11 protein-coding genes are annotated in these 13,397 nt (G+C 26.0%); 2 read left to right on the forward strand and 9 right to left on the reverse strand.

The features are described 5' to 3' along the window. Positions 1–21: 21 nt before the first annotated feature. Positions 22–1,305, forward strand: coding sequence for a tyrosine--tRNA ligase (gene tyrS, locus Bpudo544_RS01875; protein ID WP_500825637.1), 1,284 nt, complete (start codon positions 22–24; stop codon positions 1,303–1,305). A gap of 68 nt (positions 1,306–1,373) precedes the next feature. On the opposite strand, the gene nth is transcribed toward tyrS, so the two are convergent. Then, the gene (nth, locus tag Bpudo544_RS01880) at positions 1,374–2,021 is read right to left on the reverse strand and encodes an endonuclease III (protein WP_500825051.1); all 648 of its coding nucleotides are present in this window, start codon (positions 2,019–2,021) and stop codon (positions 1,374–1,376) included. A gap of 63 nt (positions 2,022–2,084) precedes the next feature. After that, the gene (gene fumC, locus Bpudo544_RS01885) at positions 2,085–3,479 is read right to left on the reverse strand and encodes a class II fumarate hydratase (RefSeq protein WP_500825052.1); all 1,395 of its coding nucleotides are present in this window, start codon (positions 3,477–3,479) and stop codon (positions 2,085–2,087) included. A gap of 114 nt (positions 3,480–3,593) precedes the next feature. Here fumC and Bpudo544_RS01890 point away from each other — a divergent pair, with 114 nt between their 5' ends. After that, positions 3,594–5,723 (forward strand): inverse autotransporter beta domain-containing protein, encoded by a 2,130-nt coding sequence (locus tag Bpudo544_RS01890; protein ID WP_500825054.1) that lies wholly within the window; start codon positions 3,594–3,596, stop codon positions 5,721–5,723. A 58-nt stretch (positions 5,724–5,781) separates the two neighbouring features. Here Bpudo544_RS01890 and Bpudo544_RS01895 read toward each other — a convergent pair whose 3' ends face one another. From Bpudo544_RS01895 to cmk, 7 genes are all read right to left on the reverse strand, one after another. Beyond that, positions 5,782–6,384: a UbiX family flavin prenyltransferase gene (locus Bpudo544_RS01895; protein ID WP_500825055.1), complete on the reverse strand. Its 603-nt coding sequence runs from the start codon at positions 6,382–6,384 to the stop codon at positions 5,782–5,784. A 108-nt stretch (positions 6,385–6,492) separates the two neighbouring features. After that, on the reverse strand, positions 6,493–7,284 hold the full coding sequence (gene kdsB, locus Bpudo544_RS01900) for a 3-deoxy-manno-octulosonate cytidylyltransferase (RefSeq protein ID WP_500825057.1): 792 nt from the start codon (positions 7,282–7,284) through the stop codon (positions 6,493–6,495). Then, positions 7,285–7,479, reverse strand: coding sequence for a Trm112 family protein (locus Bpudo544_RS01905; RefSeq protein ID WP_500825059.1), 195 nt, complete (start codon positions 7,477–7,479; stop codon positions 7,285–7,287). It lies immediately after the preceding gene. Positions 7,480–7,543: 64 nt separating this feature from the next. Next, positions 7,544–8,557 carry a tetraacyldisaccharide 4'-kinase gene (gene lpxK / locus Bpudo544_RS01910; RefSeq protein WP_500825060.1) on the reverse strand — a complete coding sequence of 338 codons (1,014 nt, stop codon included), beginning with the start codon at positions 8,555–8,557 and terminating at the stop codon, positions 7,544–7,546. After that, on the reverse strand, positions 8,557–10,311 hold the full coding sequence (gene msbA / locus Bpudo544_RS01915; RefSeq protein ID WP_500825061.1) for a lipid A ABC transporter ATP-binding protein/permease MsbA: 1,755 nt from the start codon (positions 10,309–10,311) through the stop codon (positions 8,557–8,559). The genes lpxK and msbA overlap by 1 nt, the downstream gene beginning before the upstream one ends. Before the next feature lie 488 nt (positions 10,312–10,799). Further along, positions 10,800–12,524: a 30S ribosomal protein S1 gene (gene rpsA / locus Bpudo544_RS01920; protein WP_500825638.1), complete on the reverse strand. Its 1,725-nt coding sequence runs from the start codon at positions 12,522–12,524 to the stop codon at positions 10,800–10,802. Positions 12,525–12,636: 112 nt separating this feature from the next. Continuing rightward, entirely contained in the window at positions 12,637–13,338 is a 702-nt protein-coding gene (gene cmk / locus Bpudo544_RS01925; RefSeq protein ID WP_500825063.1) for a (d)CMP kinase, read from the reverse strand. Between the last annotated feature and the right edge of the window lie 59 nt (positions 13,339–13,397).

Below are 13,397 nucleotides of genomic sequence, written 5' to 3' on the forward strand. Positions count from 1 at the left end.
ATAATGAATGCTCATAATTCAATCGCTAATGTTAATGTTATAAATCATTTATATAAACGAGGATTTATAGCACAAATTAGCAATAAGCACGTATTAAATTCAATATTACAATCACAATTAATAACATTATACTGTGGATTTGATCCTACTTCTGACAGTTTACATATTGGACATTTAATTCCTCTATTATGTTTAAGAAAATTTCAAACTTTTGGACATAAACCAATAATATTATTAGGAGGAGCTACAGGATTAATCGGAGATCCTAGTTTTAAAAATTTAGAACGGCAATTACATTCAATACACATGACTCAAAAATGGATTGAAAAAATTAAATCTCAAATTGCTTCATTTATTGAATGTGATAATGAAAAAAATTTCAGAAAAGCACGTATTATCAATAATTACACATGGTTTTCTTCTATAAATATTTTAACTTTCTTAAGGAATATAGGAAAATTTTTTTCAGTAAACAAAATGATACGCAAAGATATTATAAAAAAACGATTACAAAAAGATAATCATGGAATTTCTTATACTGAATTTTCATATAATTTAATGCAAAGTTATGATTTCTCGTATTTATATAAAAATTATGGCGTAATATTACAAGTTGGAGGTTCAGATCAATGGGGAAATATTGTATCTGGTATTGATTTAATTAAACGTATGTATAAAAAAACAACTTATGGTATTACAGTGCCTTTATTAACAACTACAAATAACATAAAATTCGGAAAAACAGAAAAAAATACAATTTGGATAGATCCAAATAAAACCAGTCCATATAAATTCTATCAATATTGGATAAATACTGATGATAAACAAGTATCTTATTTTCTGAAAATTTTCACTAATATTGATATAGAACAAATTAATTTTTTTGAAAAAAATATAAACAATATTAATAATACTATCCCTGCATCCAAAGTTATACTAGCAGAAAAAATTACTAATTTAGTACATGGGAAAAATGGATTAAAATCTGCACAACGTATTACGCAAAACCTTTTTTATGATAATTCACTCGATTTAAGTTTAAACGATTTTCATCAATTAGCTAAAGATGGAATTCCTACTATTATATTTAAAGAAAATATTACATTACAACAAGCACTGGTAGAATCAAAACTAGCCACTTCTAGATCTCAAGCTCGATATCTTATCGAATCACATGCTATTACAATTAATAAAATTAAACAATTGAATACTAAATACATTTTTACTAATAATGACAGATTATTTAATCATTATACTTTGTTAAAAAAAGGGAAAAAACACTACTGTTTAATTCAATGGAAATAAATTTTCAAAATTATTTATAATTATAATCAATAATTATAAATAGATTCTTCTAAATTGTTAATAAAAAATTAAGTATTATTTATATTTTTCATATCAAATTCACATAAATTTTTGATAATACAACTGTGACAACGAGGGGTTTTAGCATGGCACGTATATCTACCATGTCGCATTAACCATAAGTGACAATTTTTTTTAAATTTTTGTGGAACAACTGACATTAATTTACGTTCCACAGCAATGACATTGTTGCCAACTGCAAATCTACTTCTATTACATAATCTAAACACATGCGTATCTACCGCAATAGTAGACCATCCGAAAATTATATTTAAAATAATATTAGCAGTTTTTCGACCTACTCCTGGTAATGATTCTAATTCTTCACGACTTTCTGGTAAAACATTATCATATTTTTCTATTAATAATTGGCAAGTTTTTATTATATTTATTGCTTTAGAATTAAATAATCCAATAGATTTAATGTAGTATTTAATTCCGCAAACCCCAAGAAATAACATAGATTGAGGAGTTCTAGCAACTTTAAACAAACTACTAGTTACTTTATTAACTTGTGCATCCCTTGTTTTTGCTGATAAAAGAACCGCAATAAGTAATTCAAATGGCGAATGATATATCAATTCGGTAGTCCGAAAAACATCAGAATTATAATCTCGTAATTTACATAAAATCTGATAACGTTTAACACGATTCATTTTATATTAATAGAATATTGTGTCATTATAATATAATAAAAAAATAATATTTTATCATAAAACTTACAAATCAATAGGATGAATCATATTTTCAGGACAAACCCACTCATTAAATTGTTCTTCAGTAACATAGCCTGATTTTATAGCCGATTTTTTTAAAGTTACTCCTGTTAATTCAGCCTCTTTAGCAATTTGAGCCGATTTTTCGTACCCAATATGTAAACTTAGTGCTGTTACTAGCATTAATGATTTATCTAACAGTTCTTTTATTCTTTTTACATTTGGACGCAAACCTTTAATACAATAATCATGAAAATTTTTCATACCATCAGAAAGTAATCGTATTGATTGTAAAACATTATAAATAATTAATGGTTTATAAACATTTAATTCTAAATTTCCAGACGCTCCTCCCATTCCTACACTCACATCATTACCCATTACTTGACAACATAACATAGTCATAGATTCACATTGAGTAGGATTAATCTTACCAGGCATCATCGAACTCCCAGGCTCATTAGCAGGAATAATTAATTCTCCAATTCCACATCTGGGGCCAGAAGCTAATAAACGTATATCATTTGCAATTTTCATCATAGATACTGCTAATCCTTTTAATGCTCCATGACTACGAACTAATGAATCACATGTAGATAAAGATTCAAATTTATTTGGAGCGCTTGTAAAGGTATGATTAATTAATTGAGATAATTCAAGAGCAACACGTTCAGCATATTCTGAATGTGCTCCAAATCCTGTGCCTACTGCTGTTCCTCCTAATGCTAATTTACTTAAACAAGGAATATGTAATTCAATATGTTTTAGGTTGTTTCTTAACATAAAATCCCATCCAGAAATTTCTTGCCCTAAAGTAAGTGGAATAGCATCTTGAAGATGAGTACGACCAATCTTAATAAGATTATGAAACTGAATCGATTTTTTCGACAAAGTTGTTTGTAATATCTTTATTGCAGGTATTAACTTTTCCTTTAAGCTGATAACCGTTGCTATATGCATAGCACTAGGAAATACATCATTAGAACTTTGACTTTTATTAACATGATCATTTGGATGTATTAGTAACTTTTGTTTATTTCCTAATTTTTTTTGTAGTAGTGCAGTAGCTCTATTAGATAAAACTTCATTTATGTTCATGTTACTCTGAGTACCAGAACCAGTTTGCCATACTGATAATGGAAATTCATTCTCATGAATTCCAGATAATACTTCATCTGCTGCTTTAATAATTGCTTCAGATCTGTTAAAATCAAGCAGTTTTAAATCAAAATTTACTTGTGCAGAAGCACGTTTAATTAAAGCTAAAGCTTGGATTAATTCCAAAGGAATTTTTTCTGAAGAAATATTAAAATATTTTAATGAAAGTTGTGTTTGAAATCCCCATAAATTATTATGAGATTTTAAAGACGTTTGAAGAGAATTAATACATTTTTTCATGGTTATAAAATATTAAATTATGTTTTGATAATATGAATTCTTATTATTAATATAATAATATATTATAAAATAGACTATCAGAAAATTAAAATATTTATTTAAAAATAATTTTATATGAAATTTTATATATACATTTTTGCTATATCTTCAGCTATTATAGAAATATGCAATGCAAATAAAATAAACATACACAATAATTTTATTGATTATACTGTATTTACTGATGTAAATTATCATCTTAATAATTTAAATAAAGAAATAACATTTTTAAAAAAATCTATATACTCTACTAATATCAATAAATATCCTAATAATATTCACAACTATAATAATTTTATAATGAGTTGTGCACATAAAAATAAAACTATAAATATACTTCAATGCAACTATAAAATTTTACCTCTTTACTATTACTCTAAAAATAATAGTAAATTTAAAATACAATTTACAAACGATTCAATGAATATATTTCATGTAATTCATGAACATTTATGGGATTTTGCATATGAAAAAACATTATTGTTTATTCAGACAGGAGTAAAAAATTTTTTATCAAAGAAAATTTTAATTTTAGGAATTGGTAAAAGACATATCCATAACAATAAACATGTTTTCGGATATAACTCTTTTATCCATTATCCTATATTAAATAGAAATAAACAACTTTATGCTTTAAATTTAGGAGGAGAATACTGGTACAATAATCTAATCTTTTTATTTAAAAGTTATTATAACATTAGCAATATTAACAATTCTTGTTCTCCGTTTTATTATTACACTAATTATATATACCCGAAAGCTGGATACCAAATATGCATAGAAAATAAATTTCCATACATTTCAGAATTAAAAAGTCAAATAAAATTAGAAAAATTTTTTTACGAAAAAAAAAGTGATGAATTATTAAATAAAATTAATAATAATAATTATATTACATATATAAATTTTATTTATACACCTATTCCTTTATTTGATATTAGCATTAATAATTTATTCATACATAAAAAATATCATAATACTGTTTGTACAATATCATTAAACTATCAATTTAATATATCATTGAAACACCAGATTAATAACAAACAACATCATTATAGTAAATCATCATCAATTTCAAATAACTTAAATACTATTATAGAACCTCTTATACCTTCTTTCACACATCTTGCTATTAATCCATCTAATAATTGTAATATTATTGATTTATCCCAATCTGTTCAGGAAATTACTGGATATCCTGGAGAAATAAAATTAATTAAAATAACGGGAAATAACGAATCAAATATAAAGTGGGATATTAAAAATTTTTATAATCAAGGAGGTCGAATGTTACATATAAAGAATAATATATATGCAATTTCGTTTCCTAAAATTCTTTCAGAAGAAGAAATGTATATTTTATTTTCTCAATCAAATATTCACAATAATACAAATAATTCATCAATTTATACTACTAAACAAAAAATACGTATTCTAACCAATAATTACATTCAAAAACAATTATCAAATATTCAAATAAATAATCAATTATTTTCAAATATTGTTAGTAATACTCAACAAACTCATTTATCTGATTCTATAAATAATCCACCAGAACTATCAGATAATACTCTTCAATTAATTTACACAACAAATGATCAAATAACTGATAATAGTCAAATCATCAACTATTCTAAAAAAAAATATCCACAACAAATTGATCCTCAACCCATTACTATTTCAAACAAAACAGATCTTAATCAACAAGAGGAGGAAAAAAAAGAAAATATCGATTTTTTACCTCCTCCTCCACCTCCAATGTTGCTTAAACCTTATATTACAACAATAGAACAACATAATAATCCTTTATCAAAAGAAAAGGAAATTCAGTTTAACAAAAATTTAAACAAAAACAGAAATGACCAATCTGAAGAGATTGATATTAGAAATCCATCAACTAGTAGTAATTTGTGTCCACAAGATGAATCAAATTATAATAAATCGAAATCGTGTAATATAAATAAAAGTTTATCTTACCTTATACCTATACACAAACAATCTAAATTCTCATCAACTAATACGGATGAATATATTAAAAAATTAGAACATTCTATACGAGAACGTAAAAAAAGTAAATGTGTAAATGAAATAGAAAAAATATTTAATAAACTACACATTGCATCATCAAATTCTTCTATCGATGAAGATGCTTCAGAAACTGATGATAGTTCTGATAATTTTAGTTCTAAATCTAACAAATACTAATTTATATCCACATTCATTTTAATAACACTACATAATTTTAAATGTATTTATTATATTTTCATTTGTCATGAAAAATATTTTTATTCATTCCTGACCAAGTATGATTACTTTCAAAATCATCATTATAAATATCAAATAAATTTATAGCTCTTTTCACACTATAAGAAATAATATCATCTATAGTCTTTGGGTGAGTATAATACGCAGGAATTGGAGGCATAATTATTGCTCCAATTTCAGAAAGTTTAACCATAGTTCGCAAATGTCCTAAGTGCAATGGAGTTTCTCTAATTACTAAAACTAATTTCCTATTTTCTTTTAATACTACATCTGCCGCTCGACTAATTAAAGAAGATGTTATTCCTGATTGAATTTCTGACATAGTCTTAACAGAACAAGGTGCTATCAACATTCCCAAAGTTTTATAAGATCCACTTGATATAGCTGCACCAATATCTTGAGAAAAATACACAAAATCTGCTAATTTTTGTATTTCTTGTCTAGTAATGTTCATCTCATAACGCAAGGTAATTAAAGCGTTACGAGTTAATACAAGATGAGATTCTATATTACACTGTTTTAATATAAACAATGTTTTTATGCCATAAATACCTCCAGATGCTCCTGATATTCCTACAATCAAACGCAATTTTTGATTCATATTATAATCACCAATAATTATTGTAAAATCTAAATAACAATTAATAACGAAATAAAATTATAAATAATTTTTAAAAATTACTTTATTAAAGACGTATTATCTATTTTATTAAAATTTACTTTTAAAAAATAATTTATTTACATATTTTAACGACTCTACAGTATCTACACTAATAATATTTGATGTGCAATTATTAATTATAGATACATGTATGGTCTCTCCAATCCACAAAACTCGTAATTGTTCAAGATTTTCAAATTCTTCCAAAGGGCTCTTATTCCATTTTGAATATTGATAAAGAAAATCAACTCGATATGCATAAATTCCAATATGCTTTAACCATAATGAATTAATTATCTTTCTTGATGAATAATCATTAATTTTAATCCAAGGAATAATAGATCTAGAAAAATAAAGAGCATTATTATACATATTAATTACTACTTTAACAATGTTACTATTTATAGCTTCTTCATAAGATTGTATAGGTACAGCTAAAGTTGCTACTCTAATATTATTATTAGATGATGAATATATAGATTTAACTACTTGATGAATCATAGAAGATACAATCAAAGGTTCATCACCTTGAAGATGTACAATAATTTGATTACTTTTAAATTTATATAAGTTAACTACTTCTAGTAAACGTTCTGTACCAGATTGATGTGTAGACTTAGTTAAACACACTTCAACTTTATCTTTTAACAAAAAGTACTCTGATTCAATTGCTTGTAGAATTAAAATATGATCAGTTGCTACAATTATTTTAGTTGCCTTACTAGTTAAAGCCCTTTCTATAACTCGAATAATCATAGGTTTTCCTTGAATATCAGCTAATAACTTTCCAGGAAAACGCGATGAAAAAAATCGAGCTGGTATTATAATTATGAAATTCATTTAATACTCACAATTTTTATTTATTTTATTAGCTGAATTCTTTAAAAGGACTGGAATTCCTTCTCTAATTGGAAAATAAACACCATCAGCCCAACAAATTAATTTATTTTTTTTTAAGTTTATAGATAATTTTGATCGACAAATAGGACATGCAATAACCTGCAATAACTCTATTGTATTAAATAATTTATACATACTTAATTTAATTATTAATTATTAAAAATTTCAACGAAACCAAAAATAAAAATATCAAAATTTTTTATTTTCTATTAAACTGTTTAATTTTATCTTCTACATTATATAATAATTTTTTAGTATCTAAAGAATTTATTTCCACATCTATATGCACATACCACCAATTTTTTTGAGCAAAATTTAAACATTTTACAGCATCTTTTTCAGTCATTAATAATATTTCATTATATGCAACAAGAGCAGTCAACATTTGTTCAGAATATTTATGATGATCAGAAAATGGAATAGTTTTAATAGGAATGATTCCATTTTTTTTTAATGTATCAAAAAATTGATTAGGATATCCAATTCCTGCCATAGCTACAACATTTTTTACAGATTTAATAGATTTTTTTTCTCCAGTTAAAATATTTATTACTGCAACAGGATGTAGTTGCATTAATATCTCTCCAGATTTTATGCAATTATTATTTTTCATTCCTCCATTTATAATAACTGCTTGTACTGTATTCAGTCTATCTGCTCTTTCTCGCATGGGTCCTGCAGGCAACCAATATCCATTTCCAAATCGAAAAGTATTATTAATAATTACCCATTCTATATCTCTAAAAAGTGCATAATGTTGCAATCCATCATCACTAATTATAATATTTAATGTAGGTTGTATTTTTAATAAAGCAGATACAGCATCCGGTCTTTTAGGAGAGACAGCAACTAACACTCCAGTACGTCTCCAAATTAACATTGGTTCATCACCACACTCATCACTACTAATAAACTCATTAACTATAATTGGATACCTATGAGATTGCCCTCCATATCCTCTAGACACTACTCCAACTTTCCAACCACGAGTCACTAATTGCTTTATTAACCACAACACCATTGGTGTTTTTCCATTTCCTCCTATAGTTAAATTTCCTATTACTACTACTGGTACTTTAAATTTATATACTTTACGCCAACCATATTGATAACTGATACGATTTAAAACACTAAACAAACCATATATCCAAGATAATGGTAATAAAAATAAAAAATATAATGATAATGAACTAAACCAAATTCTAAAAAACATTAAGAAAACTGCAATTTATACAATTGTGCATAAACCCCTTGTAGGCTTAATAAGTCTATATGTATTCCTTGTTCTACGATACAACCATTTTCAACAACTAAAATTTTATCTGCTTTTTCAATAGTAGATAATCTATGTGCTATAATAATTAATAAAGTTTCATTTTTTTTAAATATGTTAAGGGATTTATGAATAATATGCTCGGATTCAGGATCTAAAGCAGAAGTAGCTTCGTCTAAAATTAAAATTGGACAATCTCTTAATAATGCACGAGCAATAGCAATACGTTGACGTTGTCCACTAGATAACAATATCCCATTTTCTCCTACGATAGTATCTAATCCGTGTTTCATTTCAGAAATAAAGTCCATAGCGTATGCCATTTGAGCTGCTGTTTCAATAGAGTCTCTTGAATAAAAATTTTCCCGAGCATATGCAATATTATTAGCAATAGTATCATTAAATAAATATACATTTTGAGTAACTACAGCTACTTGATCACGTAAAGAAGAAAGCGTATAATCATTTAAATTAAAACCATCTAGTAATATTCGACCTTGATAAACATTATAAAATCGAGTTAATAAATTAACAATAGTAGATTTTCCAGATCCAGATCTACCAACTAATGCTATAGTTTTTCCTGGTTCAATATTTAAATTAATATTTAATAAAGAAGGTGTATTGCTTTCAGGATAAAAAAAAGTAACATTATCAAAAATCAAATTACCTTTTACTCTATGAGTATTCAAAGTGCCTACATTTTTTTCCGTTTTTAAATCCAAAATAGAAAATAAAGTTTGACAAGCTGCCATTCCTTTTTGAAACTGGGCGCTAACATTAGTTAAAGATTTAAGAGGTCTCATTAAGGCTATCATAGAAGAAAAAATAACAGTAATTGTCCCTGCGCTAAGAATTTCCATAATTCTAGGAATGCTAGCAATATATAATACACAAGCTAATGCTAAAGATGCAACAAATTGAATTAATGGCTCAAAAATAGATGAGATTTGCACCATTTTCATGCTATATTGTCTCATTTGATTACTTAAATAATTAAACCGTTCTTGCTCAATATTTTGCCCTCCAAATATTAATATTTCCTTATGACCTTTAAGCATTTGTTCAACTCTATTGGCAATTTGACCCATAGAATTTTGAATTTTTTTGCTAATCTCCAAGAATTTATTAAACACTAATTTAATACTAAAAGATATTATTGGCATAATCACAATTAAAATTAACGATAATTGCCAACTATAATAAAACATCACAACACATAATCCGACAACAGATGCTCCTTCTCGAATAACGGTAATTAAAGCTCCAGAAGAAGAGGAAGCAACTTGATCTGCATCGTAAGTAATACGAGATACTAAAGTAGCAGTAGATTGTTTTACAAAAAATGAAACTGGCATATTCATAACATGCTTAAATAAAAGTCGTCTGATTTTCATTACTACTTTCCCAGATACCCAAGATATACAATAAGTTGATATAAATCCACTTAGCCCACGAATACTCATTAAACCTACTAAAGCTAATGACATCCATACAAATATATCTTTATTAGCTTTACCAAACCCATCATCCAATAATGGTTTTAATAAAGCTAACATCAAAGCATCACTCATTGCATTTATAACTAAAGTAATTGATGCCGCAATTAATCCTATTTTAAAAGGAAAAATCACAGGCCAAAGACGACGAAAAGTTTGCCAAGTTGATGAACAACCATTATTATAGTAATACATTTATACACCTGAATTACAATTTTTTGTACATTAGTGTCATATAAACAACATACTCATTAATTAAATAATTTATATTATCATGTATAACAATAATTGTAATATATAAAATTAATCTAACTTAATTATAAAATTCTATTATAACATTTAATAATGATAACGCTATGTACTATTGCAATAAGTATTTGATACAAATACATTACTTATTTAAAAATCTATTTTTAACAAAAAAATCAGAATAATATCGTGTATACAAAAAATTATAAAAATATAAACAAATTAAAAAATAATTTATAAAATAACTATTTTTAAGAATATTATTACTTTATATGCATAAAAATACATTTATTAAAATCAACCTATATATTAAATACTTATTTATAAGTATTTAATATAAACTATCATGTGATTCAAATATTAAAAATAAGTTATCTAATATGCAAGTTATATACAACTAACATCATAACTACAATACAAAAAACAATCAAAGATCAATCATGTTTAGTAGCTGCTTTAAATGCTTCAATCATAACGCTGGAAAAACTATTTTTATCTTTTTCTAATTTTTCATTATTTGTTGTATTAATTTCAGATTTTTTTTGAGTTTCATGAATATAATATGCAGTTAAATTAATTATTCTGTTTTTTCTATCTATACTATCTAATTTTGCTTGTATATTACTACCTACCTTTAAGGAGGAAAATTTTATCAAAGATGATTGTTTTTTCGTTAATAAATTAGATTCATTATGTAAATGATCTTCAAAATTTAAATGACCAATCACAGATCCAGTATCATCCAATTCAACAACTACATTTTTTTTAATACTATCCACAGAAATAATCTTCCCAGAAACAACACTGTCTTTTTTATGGATAGACAAAAAAACATTTAAGGGATCTTCTGTCAATTGTTTTATACTCAAAGAAATACGCTCTCGATCTGTATCTACTTGAAGAACTATAGCTTCAATTTCATCTCCTTTTTTGTATTTATTTATAGATTCCTCATAAGACATATGCCAAGAAATATCTGAAAGATGTACCAATCCATCAATTCCTCCTTCTAATCCAATAAAAATACCAAAATCAGTTATTGATTTAATTTTTCCTGAAACCCGATCTCCTCGAGTATGCATTTCTGAAAATTTTTTCCAAGGATTAATTTTGCATTGCTTTAATCCTAATGATATTCTTCTTCTATCTTTATCTATATCTAATACTATAACTTCAACTGAATCTCCTATTGATACTACTTTAGAAGGCTGGATATTTTTATTGGTCCAATCCATTTCAGAAATATGCACTAATCCTTCTATACCTCCATTAATTTCAATAAAACACCCATAATCAGTTAAATTAGTTACTTTTCCTACTAATTTATCTCCTTCTTTATAATTTTGAGCTACAGATATCCATGGATCATCCTGTAATTGTTTCAATCCCAACGATACTCTAATACGCTCTTTATCAAATTTTAATACCTTTACAGTAACAGAATCTCCTATATTAATTATATCACTTGGATGTTTAACTCTTTTCCACGAAATATCAGTAATATGTAATAATCCATCAATTCCTCCTAAATCAATAAAAGCTCCGTAATCTGTTAAATTTTTTACTAACCCTTTTAACACTATTCCTTCGTGCAGTTTATTCAATAATTGATCACGCTCAGCGCTATTTTCAGATTCAATAGCAGCTCTACGAGAAACTACTACATTATTACGCTTATGATCTAATTTTATCACTTTAAATTCACATGTTTGGCCTTCTAAATCTATAATCTCTTTAATTGGTCTAATATCTACTAAAGAACCAGGCAAAAAAGCACGTATTCCATTAAGTTCAACAGTAAATCCTCCTTTTACTTTTCCATTAACAATACCCGTAACTGTAGTAACATCTTTATATGCTTTTTCTAAATATAACCAAGATTCCCTACGCTTTGCCTTTTCCCTAGATAATATGGTCTCACCAAACCCATCCTCTATTGCATCTAATACTACATCAACAGGATCTCCAATTTCTATTTCTAACTTTCCCTGAGCATTATAAAATTGATCAATAGGTATAGCAGATTCAGATTTTAAACCAGCATCTACCAAAACTACATCTTTAAATATAGATACAACAATTCCTTGTATAACAGAACCAGGTTGAGTTTTAATTTTTTTCAAAGATTCTTTAAATAATTGAGCAAAAGATTCTATCATTATTTCATCTTCATTTTTAATAATACCCATCAAAAATCCGTATCTGATGCAGCTTAAATAATTTTTTCATGATCAATCCGTGATTATGCATGATTTTTAGCTTATTTGTTAATTAACGGCGTTCTAATTTTTTATTTATATATAATAACGCTTTGTTTTTAACTTCATTTTCAGATAATCCTGTTGAATCTAATATTAATGAATCAACTGATGGAATCAGTGGAGCAATCTTTCGATTATAATCTCTATTATTGCGTTCTCTTATTTTAGATAAAATACAATTAAAATTAACATTAAAATTTATTTTCTGCAACTGTTCTAACCGTCTTCGTTCTCTTTCTTGCATAGAAGCATAAAGAAATATTTTCGCTATTGCATTAGGAAAAACGATTGTTCCCATGTCTCTACCATCAGCAATCAAGCCCGGCAACATACAATACTTACGTTGATAAGCTAACAAAGCAGAACGAACTTTTGGAAATAACGCAATTTTCGAAGCAAAGTTTCCTATAATTTCTTCATAAATATTTGTTTTTATTTCTTTTTTATTAAATAACACAACAAATTGATCTTTTTCTTTTAAAAAATCAACCTGTATGCAAGAAACAAGCATAGTTAATTTTATTTCATCATTTATGTTTATATTTTTATCTAAAGCTTCTAATGCTAAAATTCTATAAATTATCCCAGAATCTAATAAATTCCATCCTAAAGTACTTGCCAATTTTCTAGACAATGTTGATTTTCCTGTTCCATTAGGACCATCAATAGTAATCACAGGAATTATTTCAATATTTTTAGTACTATTGTTCATTCAATCACTTAAAATAAATATATTAATATATTACTGACTAAGTATGATAAAATAAATTC

The organism is Blochmannia endosymbiont of Camponotus pudorosus (genome assembly GCF_059934925.1).

Coding starts and splice junctions, on each gene's coding strand:
- rpsA (WP_500825638.1), bottom strand. CDS start 12,524: ATGATAGAATCTTTTGCTCAATTATTTAAAGAATCTTTGAAAAAAATT.
- fumC (WP_500825052.1), bottom strand. CDS start 3,479: ATGAAAAAATGTATTAATTCTCTTCAAACGTCTTTAAAATCTCATAAT.
- msbA (WP_500825061.1), bottom strand. CDS start 10,311: ATGTATTACTATAATAATGGTTGTTCATCAACTTGGCAAACTTTTCGT.
- lpxK (WP_500825060.1), bottom strand. CDS start 8,557: ATGTTTTTTAGAATTTGGTTTAGTTCATTATCATTATATTTTTTATTT.
- Bpudo544_RS01890 (WP_500825054.1), top strand. CDS start 3,594: ATGAAATTTTATATATACATTTTTGCTATATCTTCAGCTATTATAGAA.
- kdsB (WP_500825057.1), bottom strand. CDS start 7,284: ATGAATTTCATAATTATAATACCAGCTCGATTTTTTTCATCGCGTTTT.
- nth (WP_500825051.1), bottom strand. CDS start 2,021: ATGAATCGTGTTAAACGTTATCAGATTTTATGTAAATTACGAGATTAT.
- Bpudo544_RS01895 (WP_500825055.1), bottom strand. CDS start 6,384: ATGAATCAAAAATTGCGTTTGATTGTAGGAATATCAGGAGCATCTGGA.
- cmk (WP_500825063.1), bottom strand. CDS start 13,338: ATGAACAATAGTACTAAAAATATTGAAATAATTCCTGTGATTACTATT.
- Bpudo544_RS01905 (WP_500825059.1), bottom strand. CDS start 7,479: ATGTATAAATTATTTAATACAATAGAGTTATTGCAGGTTATTGCATGT.